This window comes from Roseateles sp., assembly GCF_039929605.1.
Taxonomy (GTDB): domain Bacteria; phylum Pseudomonadota; class Gammaproteobacteria; order Burkholderiales; family Burkholderiaceae_C; genus Pelomonas.
The window spans coordinates 1-18,992 of sequence record NZ_JBDSQX010000080.1; the positions used below are offsets into that span (position 1 = coordinate 1).

20 protein-coding genes and 1 pseudogene are annotated in these 18,992 nt (G+C 67.0%); 5 read left to right on the top strand and 16 right to left on the bottom strand.

Features of this window, described 5'->3' with window-relative positions:
* The coding region (locus ABIS05_RS11005) for a class I tRNA ligase family protein (RefSeq protein ID WP_348009747.1) at positions 1 to 1,941 on the bottom strand (1,941 nt) is incomplete at its 3' end.
* A 135-nt stretch (positions 1,942 to 2,076) separates the two neighbouring features.
* On the opposite strand from ABIS05_RS11005, the gene ABIS05_RS11010 reads away from it, so the two are divergent.
* On the top strand, positions 2,077 to 2,985 hold the full coding sequence (locus ABIS05_RS11010; RefSeq protein ID WP_348063254.1) for a PEP-CTERM sorting domain-containing protein: 909 nt from the start codon (positions 2,077 to 2,079) through the stop codon (positions 2,983 to 2,985).
* Here ABIS05_RS11010 and ABIS05_RS11015 read toward each other — a convergent pair.
* From ABIS05_RS11015 to ABIS05_RS11030, 4 genes are read right to left on the bottom strand one after another with little or no spacing between them, the layout of a single operon-like run.
* Positions 2,948 to 3,364, bottom strand: coding sequence for a biopolymer transporter ExbD (locus ABIS05_RS11015; protein WP_348009749.1), 417 nt, complete (start codon positions 3,362 to 3,364; stop codon positions 2,948 to 2,950). The genes ABIS05_RS11010 and ABIS05_RS11015 overlap by 38 nt on opposite strands.
* 1 nt (position 3,365) lies before the next feature.
* The gene (locus ABIS05_RS11020; protein ID WP_348009750.1) at positions 3,366 to 4,010 is read right to left on the bottom strand and encodes a MotA/TolQ/ExbB proton channel family protein; all 645 of its coding nucleotides are present in this window, start codon (positions 4,008 to 4,010) and stop codon (positions 3,366 to 3,368) included.
* The gene (dapB, locus tag ABIS05_RS11025; RefSeq protein ID WP_407074826.1) at positions 4,010 to 4,744 is read right to left on the bottom strand and encodes a 4-hydroxy-tetrahydrodipicolinate reductase; all 735 of its coding nucleotides are present in this window, start codon (positions 4,742 to 4,744) and stop codon (positions 4,010 to 4,012) included. Before dapB ends, ABIS05_RS11020 begins: the two co-directional genes overlap by 1 nt.
* Positions 4,741 to 5,310, bottom strand: a complete 570-nt coding sequence (locus ABIS05_RS11030) for an outer membrane protein assembly factor BamE (RefSeq protein WP_348063256.1) — start codon at positions 5,308 to 5,310, stop codon at positions 4,741 to 4,743. The genes dapB and ABIS05_RS11030 overlap by 4 nt, the downstream gene beginning before the upstream one ends.
* A 103-nt stretch (positions 5,311 to 5,413) precedes the next feature.
* Between ABIS05_RS11030 and fur the strand changes: the two genes are divergently transcribed.
* Positions 5,414 to 5,854 (top strand): ferric iron uptake transcriptional regulator, encoded by a 441-nt coding sequence (gene fur, locus ABIS05_RS11035; protein WP_348009752.1) that lies wholly within the window; start codon positions 5,414 to 5,416, stop codon positions 5,852 to 5,854.
* On the opposite strand, the gene ABIS05_RS11040 is transcribed toward fur, so the two are convergent.
* From ABIS05_RS11040 to hpf, 4 genes are all read right to left on the bottom strand, one after another.
* Complete coding sequence (locus ABIS05_RS11040) at positions 5,851 to 7,263, bottom strand: nicotinate phosphoribosyltransferase (protein ID WP_348063257.1); 1,413 nt, start codon at positions 7,261 to 7,263, stop codon at positions 5,851 to 5,853. The genes fur and ABIS05_RS11040 overlap by 4 nt on opposite strands.
* A complete protein-coding gene (gene hprK / locus ABIS05_RS11045; RefSeq protein WP_348009754.1) occupies positions 7,263 to 8,219 on the bottom strand; it encodes an HPr(Ser) kinase/phosphatase in 957 nt (318 codons plus the stop codon). The genes ABIS05_RS11040 and hprK overlap by 1 nt, the downstream gene beginning before the upstream one ends.
* A gap of 38 nt (positions 8,220 to 8,257) precedes the next feature.
* Positions 8,258 to 8,728, bottom strand: a complete 471-nt coding sequence (gene ptsN, locus ABIS05_RS11050; RefSeq protein WP_348009755.1) for a PTS IIA-like nitrogen regulatory protein PtsN — start codon at positions 8,726 to 8,728, stop codon at positions 8,258 to 8,260.
* 262 nt (positions 8,729 to 8,990) lie between these two features.
* Positions 8,991 to 9,332, bottom strand: a complete 342-nt coding sequence (gene hpf, locus ABIS05_RS11055) for a ribosome hibernation-promoting factor, HPF/YfiA family (protein ID WP_348009756.1) — start codon at positions 9,330 to 9,332, stop codon at positions 8,991 to 8,993.
* A 407-nt stretch (positions 9,333 to 9,739) separates the two neighbouring features.
* Here hpf and corA point away from each other — a divergent pair, with 407 nt between their 5' ends.
* Positions 9,740 to 10,729, top strand: coding sequence for a magnesium/cobalt transporter CorA (corA, locus tag ABIS05_RS11060; RefSeq protein WP_348009757.1), 990 nt, complete (start codon positions 9,740 to 9,742; stop codon positions 10,727 to 10,729).
* Positions 10,730 to 10,744: 15 nt separating this feature from the next.
* Here the strand turns inward: corA and ABIS05_RS11065 are convergent, their stop codons facing one another.
* The 5 genes from ABIS05_RS11065 to ABIS05_RS11085 form a co-directional block, all read right to left on the bottom strand.
* A complete protein-coding gene (locus tag ABIS05_RS11065) occupies positions 10,745 to 11,503 on the bottom strand; it encodes an SDR family NAD(P)-dependent oxidoreductase (RefSeq protein ID WP_348009758.1) in 759 nt (252 codons plus the stop codon).
* On the bottom strand, positions 11,500 to 11,865 hold the full coding sequence (locus tag ABIS05_RS11070) for a DUF3833 domain-containing protein (RefSeq protein WP_348009759.1): 366 nt from the start codon (positions 11,863 to 11,865) through the stop codon (positions 11,500 to 11,502). Before ABIS05_RS11070 ends, ABIS05_RS11065 begins: the two co-directional genes overlap by 4 nt.
* 115 nt (positions 11,866 to 11,980) lie before the next feature.
* Positions 11,981 to 13,189, bottom strand: a complete 1,209-nt coding sequence (locus ABIS05_RS11075; protein WP_348009760.1) for a cyclopropane-fatty-acyl-phospholipid synthase family protein — start codon at positions 13,187 to 13,189, stop codon at positions 11,981 to 11,983.
* A 5-nt stretch (positions 13,190 to 13,194) separates the two neighbouring features.
* Positions 13,195 to 13,944: a DUF1365 domain-containing protein gene (locus ABIS05_RS11080; protein WP_348009761.1), complete on the bottom strand. Its 750-nt coding sequence runs from the start codon at positions 13,942 to 13,944 to the stop codon at positions 13,195 to 13,197.
* Positions 13,941 to 15,254 (bottom strand): FAD-dependent oxidoreductase, encoded by a 1,314-nt coding sequence (locus tag ABIS05_RS11085; RefSeq protein ID WP_348009766.1) that lies wholly within the window; start codon positions 15,252 to 15,254, stop codon positions 13,941 to 13,943. The genes ABIS05_RS11080 and ABIS05_RS11085 overlap by 4 nt, the downstream gene beginning before the upstream one ends.
* Before the next feature lie 538 nt (positions 15,255 to 15,792).
* Here ABIS05_RS11085 and ABIS05_RS11090 point away from each other — a divergent pair.
* Entirely contained in the window at positions 15,793 to 16,764 is a 972-nt protein-coding gene (locus tag ABIS05_RS11090; RefSeq protein ID WP_348009762.1) for a MerR family transcriptional regulator, read from the top strand.
* A gap of 13 nt (positions 16,765 to 16,777) precedes the next feature.
* On the top strand, positions 16,778 to 17,638 hold the full coding sequence (locus ABIS05_RS11095; RefSeq protein WP_348009763.1) for a ferritin-like domain-containing protein: 861 nt from the start codon (positions 16,778 to 16,780) through the stop codon (positions 17,636 to 17,638).
* Here the strand turns inward: ABIS05_RS11095 and ABIS05_RS11100 are convergent, their stop codons facing one another.
* Complete coding sequence (locus tag ABIS05_RS11100) at positions 17,639 to 18,505, bottom strand: hypothetical protein (protein WP_348009764.1); 867 nt, start codon at positions 18,503 to 18,505, stop codon at positions 17,639 to 17,641.
* A 14-nt stretch (positions 18,506 to 18,519) separates the two neighbouring features.
* A pseudogene (locus ABIS05_RS11105) lies at positions 18,520 to 18,992 on the bottom strand (ABC transporter ATP-binding protein); the annotation flags it as partial.

Here is an 18,992-nt window from a genome sequence, read left to right on the forward strand (position 1 = left end):
CTGCACGTCGTGCTCCTGGGCCACCTCCGAAGGCGGAAAGTAATGCTTGCCGCCTTTATCGTCGCGACGATAAAAGATGTGATTGAGCACCATGCCCTGGGTCATGAGTTTGATGAACGGCTCGTCGAATTTCACCAGCCCCATATCGCGCATCACCTTGGTCCAAAACCGCGCATATAGCAGGTGCAGCACCGCGTGCTCCACCCCGCCGATGTACTGGTCCATGGGCATCCAGTAGTCTATGCCGGCGCCCACCATTGCTTTGTCGTTCTTCGGGTCGCAATAGCGCATGAAGTACCAGGACGAATCGACGAAGGTGTCCATCGTGTCCGTCTCGCGCTTGGCCGGCTTGTGGCAGGTCGGGCAGGGCACGTTCAAGAACGCAGCGTGCTTGTTCAGCGGGTTGCCGCTGCCGTCCGGGATCAGGTCGTCGGGCAGCACGACGGGCAGGTCCTTCTCGGGCACCGGCACGACGCCGCAGTCATCGCAATGGATGATGGGAATCGGCGTGCCCCAGTAGCGCTGGCGGCTGACGCCCCAGTCGCGCAGGCGCCAGGTGGTTTTCTTCTCGCCGAGGCCTTTCTCGGCCAGCAACTCGGCAACCTTGTTAATTGCGTCGGTGTGACACAGGCCGTCTAGCACACCGGAATTCACGCAACGGCCATGCCGCGAAAACAACTCAGACCATTGGCCCTCCCACTGAGCAACACCTTGGTTTGGATATGCGCCCATAAGGGATGGGTGAGTAATTAGCGGCTCGTTCCGGCGGAAGTCAGGAATCTGTTCCAGCGGAATTTCAGTGAAGTCATAGCCTTCGGGCGCAATCACTGGCTTGATTGCGAGACCGTACTTCTTCGCAAACGCGAAGTCCCGCTCATCATGCGCCGGCACGCCCATGACGGCGCCGTCGCCGTAGCTCATCAGCACGTAGTTGCCGACCCAGACCTCGACCTGCGCGCCGGTGATCGGGTGCGTGACGAACAGGCCCGTGGGCACGCCCTTCTTCTCCTGCGTGGCCAGCTCGGCCTCGGTCGTGCCACCGGCTGCGCACTCCTCGATGAAGCGGGCGACCTCGGGCTTGTCCTTGGCCGCGACCGTCGCCAGCGGATGCTCCGGCGCCACGGCGCAGAAGGTCACGCCCATGATGGTGTCGGCGCGGGTCGTGAACACCCACAGCCGCCCACCGCCGCCCTCGATGGTGTGCGGGAAGGCAAAGCGCACGCCCTGGCTCTTGCCGATCCAGTTCTCCTGCATCAGCCGCACGCGCTCGGGCCAGCCGCTGAGGTAGTTCGGGTCGGCCGGATCAGCCACGGCCGACAACAGCTCCTCGGCGTACTGCGTGATCTTCAGGTAGTAGCCGGGGATCTCGCGCTTCTCGACCAGCGCGCCCGAGCGCCAGCCGCGGCCGTCGATGACCTGCTCGTTGGCCAGCACGGTCTGGTCCACCGGGTCCCAGTTGACGACCTGGGTACGGCGCTCGGCGATGCCCTTTTCCAGCATCTTCAGGAACAGCCACTGGTTCCACTTGTAGTAGCTGGGCTGGCAGGTCGCGACCTCGCGGCTCCAGTCGATGGCCAGGCCCATGGCCTGCATCTGGGCCTTCATGTGGGCGATGTTGGAGTAGGTCCACTGCGCGGGCGGCAGCTTGCCCTTCATCGCGGCGTTCTCGGCCGGCAGGCCGAAAGCGTCCCAGCCCATGGGCATGAGGACGTTGTAGCCCTTCATGCGCAGCTGGCGGGCCAGCATGTCGTTGATCGTGTAGTTGCGCACATGGCCCATGTGCAGCTTGCCGCTCGGGTAGGGCAGCATGGAGCAGGCGTAGAAGTGCGGCTTGCTGGCGTCCTCGGTGACGCGGTAGGCGTCGCGGCCGTTCCAGTAGGCATGGGCGGCGGCTTCGATTTCGTTCGGGTTGTAGCTGGGCGCTTCGGTCTTGGCGTTCATGGACCAAATTGTAGGTGGCGCCCCTGGGCGGGCCTCGGCAAGCAAGCCGCGTCTACCTCGACCCCTAGCTTGAACTTTCACAACGACATTCCAGCGCCTTTACTGGTTTGACAACTCTGGCCGGGGAGCCTGTCCATGTCTGCTGCACGCCTTCATTCATTGACCCTTGCGCGACTGGCTGCAGTCACGGTGCTGGCGCTGTTCGGCGCGGTGCAGGCCCACGCCGCCACGGCGACGGTCGGCTTCGGCATCCAGGGTGAATTCCCGCCGACCAGCTTCAGCGATCCGGTCTTCACCGAGAACAGCCGCCACGTCGACACCACCTCGCTGCTCGCTGACTTGTGGGGCTCCGCCGACCTGCGTGACGGCACGGTGCGGGCGAAGATGAGCACCACACCCGTGACGGTTTATCAGAGCAGCCCCATCGCCATCACGTCGGTGTCCATCACGGACGATCTGCACGTCATCGGCCCCGGCACGGCGCCCGTGCCCATGACGATGACGCTGGACGTCGATGCGCTGCTGCCGATCAACCCCGCCCTGGGCGCCAACGGCTACGAATCGCTGATCTTCCGAGCCACGATGTCGGCTCTCGGCGCGCCGGGCAAGGAAATGCGGGTGATACGGTCCAAGAGCCTGGACGAGAACGGGGCCGTCACCCAGGACGACATCATCTGCCAGTGGGATTGCGGCCTGCTCAATGAGCCGTTGACGCTGGCCGGTGTCGTCAATGGCAAGTTGATGGTGCAGGGCATGGTGGTCCCGAACACCTCCTTCACCTTCTGGGCCACCGTCGAACTGCAGACCTTCATCTACCCCGTGGGGCTCAAGGCCGAGATCGACGCCAGTCATACGGCGCGCGTGTCCTATTCGCTGCCGACGGGCTACACGCTGGGCTCGCAGTCCGGCGTCTTCCTGACGGCCCCCGTGCCGGAGCCTTCAACGACGGCACTTGCCCTGGCGGGCGGCGCGCTGCTTGTGGGCCTGCTGCGGCGCCGCCGCCTGGTTACTGGGGCTGCTGCGCCACGAACGCGATGCGATTGAGCCCGGCGGCCTGCACCCAGCCGATCAGTTCGGCCACCTGCCCGTAGGGCACGGCGCGGTCGGCGCGCAACTGCACTTCCAGCTGCGTGTTGGCGCGGCCGAGTTCGTTGATGCGCTGCTGGAAGGCTTTCGCGTCCAGCTCGTTATCGCCCAAGTGCAGCTTGCCGTCCGGTGTGATGGCCACGGCGATGAAGCTTGGCGCATCGCTCGGCGTGGCGGCCTCGCTCTTGGGCAGGTCCAGGCGCAGCGAGGCGGTCATCAGCGGCGCCGTGATCATGAAGATGACCAGCAGCACCAGCATGACGTCGATCAGCGGCGTCATGTTGATGTCGCTCATCGGGCGGGAGGCCTCGAGCTTCTCAAGGCGACCGAAGGCCATATCAGTCCGTGCCTAGCAGTTCGCGCAGGTCGTGCGCAAAACCTTCGAGGTCGGCTTCGCAGGCCGCTACGAGCTTGCCGAAGACGTTGTAGGCCAGCACGGCAGGGATGGCGACCGCCAGGCCTGCGGCCGTCATGATCAGCGCCTCGCCGACCGGGCCCGAGATCTTCTCGATGGTGATGTTGCCGGCGGCCGAGATGCTGGCCAGTGCGTGGTAGATGCCCCAGACGGTGCCGAACAGGCCCACGAAAGGAGCCGTCGCGCCGACGGAGGCGAGCAGCACCTGGCCGAACTGCAGCTTGGCCAGCACCGCATGCAGCGCATCGCGCAGGCGGCGGGTCAGGCGCGATTCGCGTTTGCCGGCGGCATCCAAAGTCGCGGCGCGGGTCTCGGCGGTGGCGGCGTCCAGCAGCGGCAGCAGCAGGCGCTCGGTGTCGAAGCTCTGAAGCGCACTTCGGCCCTCGGCCACGCCCGCAGCTCCCCAGAAGGCCGGCACTGCACGCACAAGGCCGCGACGCGCGCGGCGCAGCAGCCAGACCTTCCAAAGGATCAGCGCCCAGGCGCTGATCGACATGGCCAGCAGCAGCAGCGCCACCGCGCGGCCGACGAGGTCGCTTTGAGCCCAAAACTCGGCGAAGCCGCCCATCAGACGAAACCCAGCACGTCGTTCATGCCGAACAGGCCGGTGCTTTTGCCGGCCAGGAAGCGCGCCGCGCGCAGGCTACCTTGGGCGTAGATGCTGCGGTTGCTGGCCTTGTGGCTGATCTCGATGCGCTCGCCGGTGCCGGCGAACAGCACGGTGTGGTCGCCGATGATGTCGCCGCCGCGCACGGTGGCGAAGCCGATGGTCGACGGGTCGCGTACGCCAGTGACGCCCTCGCGGCCATAGACGGCACACGCTTTCAAGTCGCGCCCGAGCGCGTCGGCCACGACCTGGCCCATCTGCAGCGCGGTGCCGCTCGGCGCGTCGACCTTGTTGCGGTGGTGGGCCTCGACGATCTCGATGTCGAAGCCCTCATTCATTGCGCGGGCGGCCATGTCGAGCAGCTTGAGCACGACGTTGACGCCAACGCTCATGTTGGGCGCACAGACGATGGCCGTGCGCTCGGCGAGTTGGGCGAGTTCGGCCTTCTGCGCCGCGTCGAAGCCGGTGGTGCCGACGACGGCTTTGACGCCCAGCTCGGCGCAGATGGCGAGATTGGCGAGGGTCGCCTCGGGGCGCGTGAAGTCAATCAGCACGTCGGCATCAGCCAGGCCCGTGCGCAGGTCGTCACTGCGGCCGAGCGCGGCGTGCAGCGTGCAGTCGTCGGCCGCCTCGACGGCCTCGATGAGCATCTTGCCCATGCGCCCGGAGGCGCCCACGACGGCGACCTTGATCACGTGCCCGATCCCACCTTGGCGTCCAGCGGCGGGTAGGTGCGGCCCGGCGCCGGGCCTTCGGCGGCGGCGGTCGGTGCGGCGTCAGCGCTGTGCTTGGGCGGCGGCAGCGCGCTGCGCTCGGCCTCGGTCAGCTCCAGCTTGGGTTGCTTGCTGCCGGGCTTGAAGGTGTTGACCGAGGCGACGAACTCGTTCTCGGTGGGCAGGTCGTCGGGCGCCGTCAGGGTCTTGAGCTTGTCACCGTCGAACTCCGCGATGACCAAGCGCTGCTGCGGCGCGGTGCCCTGGCGGCGGATGGTGAAGGGGTAGTCCCAGCGCGACTCGTGGAAGATATCGGTCAGCAGCGGCGAGCCGAGCAGGTCGCGCACCTGTGCCTTGGGCATGCCGGGCTTGACGCGCGCGACCATCTCCTTGGTCAGCACATTGCCCTGCACCACTTCGACGCGGTAGGGCGTCACGAAGCCCAGCACCTTCTCGCCGGTGATGGTGGGCATGGAGGGCCACGAGGGCATGTAGGAGCAGCCGCCAAGCAGCGCAATCAGCGGGAGAGAGGCAAGCAGGGGACGCATGGGGCGGCTGGACAGAGGGCGGAAAGCGCCTGCCGAAGGCTCGGCTGGCTATGATCGGCGGATTCTAGCGGGGCCCCTTGTCGGGGGCTTCGGCCCACTCGCCATGCCCTCCTCCGTCAAAGACCAGACCAGCGACATCAAGAACAGCGGCCTCAAGGCCACGCTGCCGCGCATCAAGATCCTCGAGATCTTCCAGCGCGCCGCTGTGCGCCACATGACCGCCGAGGATGTCTACAAGGCACTGCTCGGCGAGGGCGCCGACATTGGCCTGGCAACGGTCTACCGCGTGCTGCAGCAGTTCGAGCAGGCGGGCCTGCTCAGCCGCAACCATTTCGAGACCGGCAAGGCCGTCTACGAGCTCAACGAGGGGCACCACCACGACCACCTCGTCTGCCTGAACTGCGGCAAGGTCGAGGAGTTCTTCGACCCCGGCATCGAGGAGCGGCAGCACGCCATCGCGGATGAGCGCGGCTTCCATCTGCAGGAGCATTCGCTGGCCCTCTACGCGACCTGCGTGAAGACCGACTGCCCGAACAAGAGCTAAGGCGTCACCCGCGCGCGGATCGCCGCGAAGCTGTCGTCCACCAGTAGGCGGCCATTCTCGAAGACGGTGCGCAGTGCCTCGGTGGCGCCGTCGGCGAGCGCTTGCTGATAGCCGGGCGAATCCAGGCGCACGGTGGCAAAGGCGTCGCCCTGGCGCATCAGCGTGAGCCGGCTGGCCTTGCTGCGCTTGGCGGGGTCGGTGATGGGCGCCTTGAAGACGTCGCGCCATGCGCCGCCCACTTCAGCAGCCGAGGCCTTCATCGCAAAGCCCAGCGTGTCGCGGTTGACCTGCTGCAGCAGCGCGCCGCCCTGGCCGAAGGCAACGTTGTCGGCCGAGTAGCCGGCGGATTCCAGGGCGCCCAGGATGCTGGCGATGGACTCGCGCGTGATGCCGTCGCCCTGGATGACGCGCACATGCTTCAGGATTTTGTAGCCCTTGGCGTTGACCTCGCTGCCGAAGCTGGCGTCCAGCGAGCGCACGGTGCGCAGCACGACGCTGGTCGGGTCGCCGCTGTCGGGGCGGATGACGACGGTGGCGCCGCTGGCGATGACCTCTTCGCGCAGCGCGCCGCCCCAGAGCCGGGCGACGGCGGCGTCGAGGTCGTAGGAGTCGGACACGACGGCCAGCAGCGTGCCGGGCCGGCCGAACTGCGTGAGCATGTTGCGGTAGGCGGCCAATTCGCCGTCGCGGCCCCAGGCCGTGATGGTGCTGTGCTCGGCGGCCGGGATGGAGAAGCCGGCCATGGGTTCGCCGTAATAGACGCGGGCGCCGAGCAATGCCGTGATGTTGTCGGTGCCCTGGAAGTTCACGAGGTGGGCCATGCCGCCCAGCATGGCCGATTCCATCGACGACACGCCTCGCGCGCCGAAGTCGTGCAGCTTGAAGGGCAGGCCCTCGGGCGAGCCGGTGCGCGCCAGCGCATCGCCGATGAGGCGGCGGGTGGACAAGCCGTGGCTGGCCACGGTGGTCGGGTACCAGACGCGCAGCAGTGCTGTCTCGACATAACTCGTCAACCACCAGCATGCCGGGTCGGTGTTCTCGACGGTGACGAGGGCGTGGTTGATCGGCACGACCGTTCCTTCGGGCACCGCGCGTATGCGCAGCGGCAGCCGGCCGCCGTGGGCGTCGACGATGTGAAGCCAGCCCTCGCGGTTGAAGGGCACGCCATGGGCGGCGCAGACCTCGGCGGCAAGAGTCACATCGTCGGCCGTCACTTGCTTGGTGAGGTACTCCTTCAGCAGCGCCTGCAGGCCGAAGAAGACGGTGAAGGGCAGTGCGCCACCGCGCGCCTCGATGTAGCTGAAGACGGTGCGGGTGCCGGGTGGGTACTGCAGCCAGTGGCTGGTCTTGTAGCTGTCCGTGTTGAGGACGAGCAGGCGCGCGATGTCGCTGAAGGCCTGCAACGCCATCAGTCGGTGGAGCCGCTGTCGATGGCGCGCTGGTGGCGCTCGACGAATTCCTTGTATGTGTCGATGCCGCGCAGCTGCAGGATGGTGTTGCGCACGGCGGCTTCCACCAGCACGGCCAGGTTGCGGCCGGCGTCCACGGCGATGACGACCTTGCGCACGGGCATCCCGAGCACGTCCTCGTGCAGCGGCTCGTAGGGCAGGCGCTCGAAGTCGCGCTCCATCGTTTCCTTGCGCACGAGGTGGACGATGAGCTTGAGGCGCATCTTGCGGCGCACGGCCGTCTCGCCAAAGATGGCCTTGATGTCGAGCAGGCCGATGCCGCGCACTTCCAGCAGGTTGAGCAGCAGATCGGGGCAGCGACCTTCAATGGCCGTCTGGGCGATGCGGAAGAAGTCGACCGCGTCGTCGGCCACCAGGCCATGGCCGCGCGAGATCAGCTCCAGGCCGAGCTCGCTCTTGCCCAGACCCGATTCGCCGGTCAGCAGCACGCCCAGACCGAGGATGTCCATGAACACGCCGTGGCGCGTCGTGCGATTGGCGAACAGCTGCGACAGGTAGCCGCGCACCAGGTCGATGACATGGCCGGCCGATTCCTTGGTGCGGAACAGCGGGATCTCGGCGCGGTCGCACATGGCCACCAGGCGCGGCGGCGGCGTGGTGTCGTCGGCCACGATGATGACCGGCGGCTCCAGCGTGACGATGCGCGAAATGCGGCGGTCCTGCACCTCCGTGCCTTCCTGGTTCAGATAGGCCACTTCACGACGGCCGACGATCTGGACCCGGTAGGGATGGATGTAGTTCAGGTAGCCGACCAAGTCGGCCGCGCTCTGCGCATCGCGCACGGCGGCCTCGTCGAAGCGACGCTCCGGGTGCCCGTGGCCGGCAAGCCATTCCCAGCGGAGGGCTTCGCGGTGCTCTTCAAACAGCCTTTCGGCGCTGATCGAGGTCGGTTTCAAATTGACTCAGGGTTTACGCGAAGCGCCAATTGGCGGCATCAGGCGACGGACTTCAGCGGCTCCCAGCCCGCGATGAGCTTGTGCAGCGTCGCGGCCTCGGGTTCGGTCTTGAGCTGCTCGCGCAGTTCACGGTCGGACAGCATCTCGGCGATCTCGGACAGGATCTCCAGATGCCGCTGCGTCGCCGCTTCGGGCACGAGCAGGAAGATCAGCAGGCCGACGGGTTCGTCGTCCGGCGCGTCGAAGGCGATGGGCTGCTGCAGGCGCAGCACGGCAGCCAACGGGTTTTTCAGCCCCTTGACGCGGCCGTGCGGGATGGCGACGCCGTGGCCGAGGCCGGTCGACCCCAGGCGCTCACGGGCGAACAGGTTGTCGGTGACCAGCGCGCGGGCCATCTGGTGGTGGTTCTCGAACAGCAGGCCAGCGTGTTCGAAGGCGCGTTTCTTGCTGGACGCATCCACAGTCACCAACACGTTGTCGGCGGGGAGGATGGCGGCGAGACGGTTCATGGGCGGTGGCCGGGCGTCGGGGGCGCCTGGTGGGCGCGGCCGCAGCCGGGTGAGTGGGTCATTCAGAGTCGCAGATTATGGAACTGCGGGCTGCCTTGGGGTGAGGGGCCGATCCCGCAGGCGTGCAAAAGGCCCCCGCTCACCCCCGAATGCGGGTTTTTGCGGCACTGCAGCAACAACCGATTGTTATGGAAGACCGTCGATTGCGCATCGCAAAAGCGAAAGCGGCCCGCAGGCCGCTTGGAGGACGAATCGCCTGTGTTTAGCGGGCGGGCACCTCAAGGCGCTTGGCCGAGGCGTGGTGGTGGTCCTGCACCTTGTCCTTGTGGCGGCAGACCTGGCGGTCCAGCTTGTCCATCAATTGGTCGATGGCGGCGTAGAGGTCCTCATGGGACTGCTCCACAAAGATGTCGCGGCCCTTCACGTGCAGCGTGACTTCGGCGCGTTGCCGGCGATCCTTTTCCTTTTGCTTCTCTACGGTCAGCAGGACGTTGATGTCAACGACCTGGTCAAAGTGGCGAGTCACGCGGTCCAACTTGGTCAGAACATATTCGCGCAATGCTGGGGTGACTTCGAGATGATGGCCACTGATCGTCAGGTTCATAAAGCTTCCTTTCACAGGAATGGGTCGGAAAAAACGGAACCAGAAAACTGAGGAAAGTTGCGGAGGGAGAACTGTTTGCAGGTAGCGGAGGTGGGTGGGAGTGGGGAATCGGTGAACCCAGTTTGCGCGCGAAGCGGCGGCGTGACAAGGGGATGCCGGTGAGCATTTGCGGCCATTCGAGCCCCGTTCTTGCGCCTTCTTTCACGTCTTGCACCGATGCAATAATCTGCAGCTATTCCCGCTACGGAGCCCTTCTTGGACAGCGACCACTCTCGGTGACCGTCCACTCCCGCCACGTGCGCTGACCAGCGCCCCGCCCGGAGTGAGACGGTTGAACTGAATCCCGCCACCCCGGACGGCGCCCCGCGTCGTCCTGTTCGTGTAGCCAGCGCTGCTGGAGACGATGCATGCTGAATGTGTTCACGCTGGATAACGGCCGCCTGAAGGGCGGGCTGTTCCAGGAAGAAATCGAAACCGCCGAAGACCTCGCCCAATCGCGCCCCATCTGGGTCGACCTGGAGAGCCCGAGCGCCGAAGAAAAAGGCTGGATCCTCGACCGCTTCGGGCTGACCATTCCCGAGGACATCGTCGACGACGACCTGGAGGAATCGGCGCGCTTTTACGAGGAGGACAACGGCGAGCTGCACATCCGCTCCGACTTTCTCATCGAAGGCGACGGGGACCCCCCGGCCAAGTCGGCGCGCAATGTGCGCGTGGCCTTCATCCTGTTCAACAACATCCTGTTCTCCGTCCACAACGAGGACCTGCCGGTGTTCCGCCTGCTGCGGCTGCGGGCGCGGCGCATCCCAGCGTTGATCGAGGATGCCAAGGACGTGCTGCTCAAGCTCTACGACGCCGACGCCGAGTATTCGGCCGACGTGCTGGAGGGCATCTACGACAAGCTCGAAGCGGTGAGCGCCCGCGTGTTGAAGAGCGACGTGACCGACGCAGAGGCCGGCGAAGTGCTGGGCTCCATCGCCCGCGAGGAAGACTTGAACGGCCGCATCCGCCGCAACGTGATGGACACGCGCCGCGCGCTCAGCTTCATGATGCGCAGCCGCATGCTGAGCGCCGAGCAGTTCGAGGAGTCGCGCCAGATTCTTCGCGACATCGACTCACTCGATTCGCACACGGCGTTCCTCTTCGACAAGATCAACTTCCTGATGGACGCCACGGTCGGCTTCATCAACATCAACCAGAACAAGATCATCAAGATCTTCTCGGTCGCCAGCGTGGCCCTGCTGCCGCCGACGCTGATTGCGTCGATCTACGGCATGAACTTCAAGTACATGCCGGAGCTGGATATGGCGTGGGGCTACCCCCTCGCGCTGGGGCTGATGCTGCTGTCGGTGGCGGCGCCGTTCATCTACTTCCGCCGCAAGGGCTGGTTGAGATAGCCGCAGCGCCTCGGCTCACCGGTTCGCCTTGCTGGCGAGCTTGAAATAGGCGCTGTCGCCCAGCAGCCGCAGCAGCTTCATCAGGCGCGTGAAGCGCTTGGGGAAGTGGATCTCGAACTCGCCGGCGGCCCAGCCGGCCAGCATGGCGCGGGCGGCCTGTTCGGGGCTGATCTCGGCGGGCATGACGAAGTCGTTCTGCGCCGTCATCGGCGTCTTCACGAAACCGGGGTGGATGACGGAAACGCCCACGCCGCGCGGATGCAGGTCGAGGTAGAGCGCCTCGGCCAGGTGCGTCAGCGCGGCCTTGGCGGGCCCGTAGGCCAGCGCCTTGGGCAGGCCGCGATAGCCGGCCACGCTAGAGACGAGGCTCAGGTGGCCGCGACCGGCGGTGAGCAGCAGCGGCAGCAGCGCATCGAGCAGGTTGAGCGCGCCGAGGTAGTTGATGTCGAGATGTCGGCGCGCGTCGGCCAGGTCGAAGCTGGTCGCGCCCATCGGCCGGTAGTAGCCGGCGCAGTAGACGCAGAGGTCGATGGCGCCAATGGCGGCGACCGCCGCATGCAGGGCGGGGCCGTCGAGCACATCCAGCGCCAGCGAGTGACTGCCTGGATGCGTGGCCACGAACTCGTCGAGCAGCGGCGCCTGCCGTGCCGACACGACGACATGCGCGCCGGCCGCGTGCAGGGCGCTGGCCGTCGCGCGGCCGATGCCGGTGGACGCGCCGATCACCCAGGCCGTCTTGCCCTGCCAGTCACGCAGCCGCTGATTAAGGCTCATGGCTTGTAGAACGACAAGGTCACGTCACCCACATGGAAGCCGAACTTGCTCATGCTCGCCTTGTTCAGCATGACCTTGCCGTCCATGAGGTACATCCAGTCGTCGAACTGCACGTCGTAGCTCGTGCCGTCCGCGGGCAGGCGCAGCGTGTAGCTCCAGCGCAGCGCATTGCCGCGTGCCTCGCCCTGGGCCTCGCCGATGACGTCGGCGGCCGTGCCCTTGTAGCGGCCATCACCCAGGGCGGTGATGGTCCAGACGCGGCGTTCCGTCTTGCCGTCGCTGTAGCTGAAGTCTTCCTCCAGCGTGCCGACATCGCCCTGCCAGCGGCCGACCAGTTGCACGACGAAGCGGCGCTGCACCATGCCGGCGCGGTCGGTGAGCGTGCCTGGCCGCGCTTTGTCAGGCTGGCCAGCTCCGACGCGGCCTGGGCGAGCGTGGGCAGAGCGAGGGCCAGCAGAACGGCGCGGCGTTGCACGGTTAGTCCCGAACGAGGGTGAACTGCATGACGTCGGTATTGCCTGCGGCAAAGGCGCCTTCGCAGTAGGCGAGATAGAACTCCCACAACCGCATGAAGCGGGTGTCGAAGCCCAGCTCGCGCACCGGCCCCTCGTGGCGCAGGAAGGCCAGGCGCCAGCGCCGCAGCGTCTCGGCGTAGTCGGCACCGAAAGCCAGCTCGTTGACGACGCGCAGGCCCGCCGCCTCGGCGTGTTTGCGGAACTGGCTGGGGCTGGGCAGCAGGCCGCCGGGGAAAATGTATTGCTGGATGAAGTCGGTCGAGCGGACGTAGCGGTCGAAGAGATCGTCGCGGATCGTGATGCTCTGGATGCAGGCGCGGCCGCCGGGCTTGAGCTTGGCGTGCACGCTGCGGAAATAGCCGTCCCAATACTCGCGGCCGACGGCCTCGAACATCTCGATGGAGACGACGGCGTCGAAGGGTTCGTCGGCAATGTCGCGGTAGTCCTGCAGGCGCAGGTCGGCGCTCAAGCCGGCGTTCGTCAGTTGCTGCTGTGCCCAGGCGAGTTGCTCGGTCGACAGCGTGACGCCGGTCAACCGGGCGTCGAAGTCGCGCGCGGCCACCTCAGCGACGGCGCCCCAGCCGCAGCCGATCTCCAGCACGCGGCTGCCGGTCGTGACGCCGGCTTCGTTCAACGCGCGGCGCATCTTGGCCTCCTGCGCGGCGTCGAGCGTGCCCTCCGGCGCGCCGGCAAACCAGGCGCTGGAGTAGTTCATCGTCGGGTCCAGCCACAGCTTGTAGAAGGCGTTGCCGAGGTCGTAGTGGGCGTGGATGTTCTTGCGGCTGCCCTGGCGCGTGTTGCGGTTGAGCAGATGGCGCACGCGGTGCAGCAGGCCACCCCAGAAGCCGCCGTAGACGATCGATTCCAGCGCGGTGCGGTTGCGGATCAGCAGTTCCAGCAACGCATGCAGGTCGGGGCTTGTCCATTGGCCGTCGACAAAGCTTTCGGCAAAGCCGACATCGCCGCAGGCGAGTGCGGCGGCGCAGACCTGCCAGTCAATGATGCGGATGGCCGCGCGCGGCTCGCGCCGGTTGCCGAAGTGCAGCATCTCGCCCTCGGGTGTCTGCACATCAAGGCTGCCGTGCTGCAGATGGTTCAGCAGCGCGAGGACACGGCGGGCGTGGCGCGGCGGCGCGGGCGCGAGGGTGGGGGCGGAGGTCGTTGTCGTCATGGCGGTCAGCGCGTGATGAAGCGCTCTGGCGGCTGGGGTTTGGAGAAGAAGGGCACGCGTTTCAGCGCCAGCCTCAACGCCTGCCAATGGATGCGCGCGACGACCATCAGCGTCAGCGCCGGCATGGCGAAGAAGGCGGCGCGGGCGCTGCGGTGGGTCAGTGCTTGCAGGTGGCCGCTGAGGCTGGTGTGGAGCAGCGGGCCGTGCGCGTCGTCGTGGTCCACGCGGGCGACGATGCGGCCCTCGGCGCGCATGAAGCGAAAGCGGTAGCGGCCCTCGACGCGGCAGAACGGCGAGACGTGGAAGACCTTGGCCGCCTGCTGCTCGCGGCCCCAGGCCAGCTCGGGGCCGCGCAGCAGATAGCAGTGGCGTTCGCCGAAGGTGTTGTTGACCTCGACGATGACGGCCGCGAGCGAGCTGTCGGCCCGCTCGCAGAACCAGAAGCTGACCGGCTTGAATGCATAGCCCAGCACGCGCGGGTAGGTCTGCAGCCAGACCTCGCCGTCGGCGTCGGCGATGCATTCGGTGGCCAGCAGGGCTTCTAGCCAAGCCAGCGCATCGGCGCCGCCTGCGCCGTGGTCGGCGTCGTGAAAGCTCAACCAGCCACGCCCGTTGCGGTTCAGCGCTGCGCAAGGCTGGCCGCGCAGCGAGCGCATCGGCAGCCACAGGAAGTAGCTGGCGTAGTCGAAGGCGTGGTCACGCGGGCGCAGCCGGCGGTGGCGCACCTGGCCTCGCCCGATCTGCGCGGTGTTCATGCCAGCGCCCGCTCGATGACCTGCTGCGCGGCGGTCAGCCCGGACAGCAGGCCGTCCTCATGGAAGCCATAACGCGTCCATGCGCCGGCAAACCACACGCCGCCCGAGCCCTGGATGTCGGCCAGGCGGGACTGCGCGCGCACAGCGTCGTCGTCGAAGACGGGGTGGGCGTAGTGGTAGCGGCCGATGACGCGGGCCGGGTCGGGCTGGCGCAGCGGGTTCAGCGACACGACGACCGGCTGTTCCCACGGCAGTGGCTGCAGCTGGTTCAGCAGGTAGTGCAGGCAGACGGCGCCAGCGTCTCCGCCGCTCTCGTAGTTCCACGCGGCCCAGGCGGCGCGGCGGCGCGGCAGCAGCGCGGCGTCGGTGTGCAGCACGGCGATGTTGGGCTGGTAGCGGATGGCAGCCAGCACCTGGCGCTCGGCATCCGTGGGCAGGCTGAGCAGCGCCAGGCTCTGGTCGCTGTGGCCGGCGAGGATGACGGCGTCGAAATGCTCGCGGCCGCGCGGGCTCTGCACGACCACATCGCCGCCCGCCACCGGCCGGTGGATGGCCTGCACCGGTGTGCCCAGGCGCACGTCGTGGATGGCGGGCAGCATCGCGTTCACGTAATGCCGCGCACCGCCGGTGACCGTCCACCACTGCGGCCGTTCATTGACCTGCAGCAAGCCGTGGTTGTGGCAGAAGCGGATCAGCGTGCGGATGGGGAACTGCAGCATCTGCGTCGTCGGGCAGGACCAAATGCAGGCGACCATCGGCAGCAGATACCAGTCCTGGAAGCTGCGGCCAAAACGGTGGCGGGCGAGGAAATCACCGATGGGCTCGGCCAGCGCCGCCTCCTCGCCGCTGGCAGCCAGCGCCGTGCACAGGCGGTTGAAGCGCAGCAGGTCGGCCAGCATCCCCCAGAAGGCCGGCCGCAGCAGATTGCGGCGCTGCGCGAAGACGGTGGACAGACTATTGCCGCTCCACTCGATGCCGTCGCCCGGCACCTGGGCGGAGAAGCTCATGTCGCTCTTGGCGGTGCCAACGCCGAGCTGGGCGAAGAGCTGGATCAGCAGCGGATAGGTGCGCTCGTTGAAGACGAGGAAGCCGGTGTCGACACCGTGGGTCATGGGGCCGCGCGGGCCGTCGAGCGTCACGTCGACCGTGTGCGTATGGCCGCCGGCATAGTTGCCGGCCTCGAACAGCGTGACGTGGGCGCGGTCGCTCAGAGCCCAGGCTGCTGACAGGCCCGCAATGCCGGCGCCGACGACGGCAATGCGCTTGGCCGTCTGGCCGCCTGGGGCACGCGGATGACCACGACCTTGCAGCAGGCCCAGCAACTCGGGTGATGCGTGGCCGCCCGGCAAAAAGGAAGGGCCCGCGTCACCGACACGGGCCCTGACTGTAAAAGCGGCCGCAGAACGCCTCGAAGCCAACGAGGGAGGGAGGAGGAGGAGAACGGCTTCGAGATTGCTGCTCTGGACTCAGAGAGGTTGAGCGGCCTGAATTCTTTGGGGGTGTGAAGCTCCTCCGATCGAGCGCTGCTCGGGCTTGTGCTTCGTGTGTAGCTGCAGCGCTTGCCCGAAGCATGAAGTTCTTCGGCGCTGTACCGGGTTCGGGCGACGATTGTTGTCCTCATGGTTGGATGTCCGGCGCTGCTTTCCTGCTCAGCCCCTGGTTTGCAAACAGTGACGCCAAAAGACGCCGCGGTAGCGATTAGGAGGGGCAGAATGTCGATGTTTTGTCCAGTGCAAATCGGTGCTTGCGTGGCTATATTAGGTCATTCCGCGAATGTTGTCTTATTTTTGTCCAGGACAAATATGTTTAGTCGATCGATGAAGTGGCTGGCTGGCGCAAAGGCTGGCGATGTCTGAACCCCTGGTCTACGTCGGCGATGGCGCTGCGGATGCGGGCCCGCCAGCAGGCGGCGTCGGCATCACGGCGGTCGAGCGCGACACCGGCATCAACAAGGAAACGCTCCGCGTCTGGGAGCGCCGCTACGGCTTCCCTACGCCCTGGCGTGACCCGGCGGGCGAGCGCCTTTACTCGCCCGAGCAGGTGCAGCGGCTGCACCTCGTCAAGCGCCTGCTGGACGGCGGCCACCGCCCGGGCCGTGTCGTCGCAGCCTCGGCGCTGGAGCTGGCGGCACTGCTGCAGCCGGCCACCGCGCCGACCCTTGCGGGCGCCATGGCGGAAGCGCCGGAGATCGCGGCTTGCGCGGCCCTGCTGCAGGGCCACGACATCGACGGCCTGCGTCGCGCGCTGTCGCAGGCCGTGCTGCGGCGGGGCCTGGCCGGAGGCATCAACGAGGTCTTCGCGCCGCTGACCATGCGCATCGGCGAGCTGTGGATGACCGGGGCGCTGCAGGTGTTCGAGGAGCACATCTACAGCGAGTCACTGCAGCTGGTGCTGCGCCAGGCCATCCATGCGCTGCCGGGCGTGGCTGGCGGCGGCCCGCGTGTGCTGCTGACGACGCTGCCCGGCGAGAGCCATGCGCTGGGACTGCTGATGGCCGAGGCGCTGCTGAGCTTGGAGGGTGCGGCCTGCCTGTCATTGGGCGTGCAGACGCCGCCGGCCCAGCTGCCCGGCGCCGCAGCCGCGCACCGCGCCGATGTCGTGGCGCTCAGCTTCAGCTCCCAACTGCCCAACCGCGCGGTGCTGGAGGGCCTGGCCGAGCTGCGCGGGCTGCTGCCCGCAGGCGTCGAGATCTGGGCCGGCGGCAGCAGCCGGGCACTGCGTTTGCCGGGCCTGCCGGAGGGCGTTCGCAGCCTGGATGGCCTTGCGGCCATCGCGCCCGAAATGGAACGCTGGCGCGAACTTTTAGAATCTCCCCTCTAAACGAGGACTCACCATGCTTTACCCCGAATTGTTCAAGCAGCTCGAAGCCGTCCGATGGAACATGGACAGCGACATTCCCTGGGACAAGTTCGACGCCAGCTTGCTGTCTGACGAGCAGGCGCAGACCATCAAGATGAACGCCATTACCGAGTGGTCGGCACTGCCGGCCACCGAGATGTTCCTGCGCGACAACCGCGAGGACAGCGACTTCTCGGCCTTCATGAGCGTGTGGTTCTTCGAGGAGCAAAAGCACAGCCTCGTGCTGATGGAATACCTGCGGCGCTTCCGCCCCGAGCTCGTGCCCACTGAGGCCGAGCTGCACGAGGTGCGCTTCGACTTCGACCCCGCACCCGCGCTCGAGACGTTGATGATGCATTTCTGCGGCGAGATCCGCCTCAACCACTGGTACCGCCGCGCGGCCGAGTGGCACAGCGAGCCGGTCATCAAGGCCATCTACGAGACCCTGTCGCGCGACGAGGCCCGCCACGGCGGCGCCTACCTGCGCTACATGAAGCGTGCGATGGTCAAGTTCGGCGACGAAGCGCGCGCCGCCTTCGCCAAGGTGGGCGTGCTGATGGCCAGCGCCCGCCGCACGGCCCAGGCGCTGCACCCGACCAACCTGCACGTCAACGCCAAGCTCTTCCCGCGCGACACCATTCAGAGCCGCCTGCCCGACCCCGAGTGGCTGGAGCATTGGCTGGACAAGCAGATCCAGTTCGACAGCGTGTGGGAGAGCAAGGTCGTCGAGCGCATCCTGCACAACATGAGCCTGCTGATGGACCGCAGCTTTGCCACCGTGCAGGAGCTCAACCGCTTCCGCAAGGAAGTGGCGGCACGCATCGTGCCGCCAGCAAGTTCGACGACGGTCGCCTGATCAGCCGCCGCGAGCGCGCTTCATCACGACCAGCGCGAATGCTGCGGCCGCCACGGCCACCCAGCCCAGGAACTCCAGCGACGCCAGCTCGGCCAGCGCGTGGCTCAGGTCCTGCAGCGCCCAGGTGACGAGGTTGGTGCCGGACTGCATCGCTTCGGCCAGGCTGTGGCCGTCATGGACGAGCGAGCGGGTGATGTGGTCGTTGAGGTTCTTCAGCGCCTCCAGCGGCCAGATGATGTCGTAGGCCTTGTAGAGCACGCCCACCGCCACGCCGCCGCCGATCAGCACCACCGGCGTGCCCAGGCGCTTGAGCCAACTGGAGGCGGCCATCAGCACGAAGATGACCGGGGCCAGCCACAGCATCAGCGGCACCGTGCCCGCCAGGCCACGCAGCAGCAGCGGTGTGGACGCGAGGATGACCTCGCCCCAGTTCACCGCCAGCGCGGTCGAGAAGTCGGCCCGGCTCGTCAGCACGCTCAAGGCGATGGGCAGGCCCAGCACCACGCCCACCAATGCGCCGCCGAGTGGTGCCAGCCAGGCATGCGCCAGCACGGTGGCCATCACGCTTTCACTCGGCCGCCCGGGCAGGGACAGCCAGAACTCGATGGAGCGGTCCTGCGTGTCGCGCCGCGCCAGGCCGGGCAACTGGAACAGCGCCACCAGCAGCGAGATCGCGTAGACGGCGCAGGCGCTGATCAACACGATGCCCACGGAGATCAGCTCGGGGCTATCCATCGGCAGGCCGCTGACCTGGCCAAACGGCAGCATCGCCAGGAACAGCAGGGGCGGCGCAAAGGCCGCGATCAGCCAGCCGCGCTTGTGCTGCATCCATTCGCGCTGCAGCAGGGTGGGGATATGGTTTGTCATGGCAGCTCCTTGATTCAGGCTTGCTTGTTGTTCAGCGCCGGGTTCCGGGTCAGCGCCATGAAGAGGTCAACGAGGCTGGGGCGCACGCGCTGGCCCAGGCTCGTGATGTGCTCGGGCGGCACGCCGTCGAACAGCGACGTCGTGCGGCCCTGCTCGCGGTAGCGCAGCAGCGGGTGGGCGGCGGCCATCGCGTCGGCGGCGGCCGGGTCGTGGTTCAGTGCCACGAAGCGGCGGTCTATGTCCTCCAGGCTGATCGACAGCGCCACGCGCCCTTCGTCCAGCATGATGACGTCGCTCAGCAGCGCCTCCACCTCCTCGACCTGGTGCGTCGAGATCAGCACACTGCGCTCGCCGTCGCACCACTCGTCGATGAGCATCTCGTAGAAGCTCTTGCGCGACACCACGTCCAGGCCCAGCGTCGGCTCGTCCAGGATCATCAGCTTGGCGTCGATAGCCGCGATCAGTGCCAAGTGCGTCTGCGCCACCA

Bases quoted from the DNA above. Each gene is read 5' to 3' on its own strand.
- ABIS05_RS11080 (WP_348009761.1), bottom strand. From the start codon at position 13,944: ATGAACACCGCGCAGATCGGGCGAGGCCAGGTGCGCCACCGCCGGCTG.
- ABIS05_RS11075 (WP_348009760.1), bottom strand. From the start codon at position 13,189: ATGACGACAACGACCTCCGCCCCCACCCTCGCGCCCGCGCCGCCGCGC.
- ABIS05_RS11040 (WP_348063257.1), bottom strand. From the start codon at position 7,263: ATGGCGTTGCAGGCCTTCAGCGACATCGCGCGCCTGCTCGTCCTCAAC.
- corA (WP_348009757.1), top strand. From the start codon at position 9,740: ATGCTGAATGTGTTCACGCTGGATAACGGCCGCCTGAAGGGCGGGCTG.
- ABIS05_RS11010 (WP_348063254.1), top strand. From the start codon at position 2,077: ATGTCTGCTGCACGCCTTCATTCATTGACCCTTGCGCGACTGGCTGCA.
- ABIS05_RS11020 (WP_348009750.1), bottom strand. From the start codon at position 4,010: ATGGGCGGCTTCGCCGAGTTTTGGGCTCAAAGCGACCTCGTCGGCCGC.
- ABIS05_RS11065 (WP_348009758.1), bottom strand. From the start codon at position 11,503: ATGAGCCTTAATCAGCGGCTGCGTGACTGGCAGGGCAAGACGGCCTGG.
- ABIS05_RS11090 (WP_348009762.1), top strand. From the start codon at position 15,793: ATGTCTGAACCCCTGGTCTACGTCGGCGATGGCGCTGCGGATGCGGGC.
- ptsN (WP_348009755.1), bottom strand. From the start codon at position 8,728: ATGAACCGTCTCGCCGCCATCCTCCCCGCCGACAACGTGTTGGTGACT.
- ABIS05_RS11100 (WP_348009764.1), bottom strand. From the start codon at position 18,505: ATGACAAACCATATCCCCACCCTGCTGCAGCGCGAATGGATGCAGCAC.
- hpf (WP_348009756.1), bottom strand. From the start codon at position 9,332: ATGAACCTGACGATCAGTGGCCATCATCTCGAAGTCACCCCAGCATTG.
- ABIS05_RS11070 (WP_348009759.1), bottom strand. From the start codon at position 11,865: ATGGTGCAGCGCCGCTTCGTCGTGCAACTGGTCGGCCGCTGGCAGGGC.
- ABIS05_RS11030 (WP_348063256.1), bottom strand. From the start codon at position 5,310: ATGCGTCCCCTGCTTGCCTCTCTCCCGCTGATTGCGCTGCTTGGCGGC.
- ABIS05_RS11015 (WP_348009749.1), bottom strand. From the start codon at position 3,364: ATGGCCTTCGGTCGCCTTGAGAAGCTCGAGGCCTCCCGCCCGATGAGC.
- fur (WP_348009752.1), top strand. From the start codon at position 5,414: ATGCCCTCCTCCGTCAAAGACCAGACCAGCGACATCAAGAACAGCGGC.
- ABIS05_RS11095 (WP_348009763.1), top strand. From the start codon at position 16,778: ATGCTTTACCCCGAATTGTTCAAGCAGCTCGAAGCCGTCCGATGGAAC.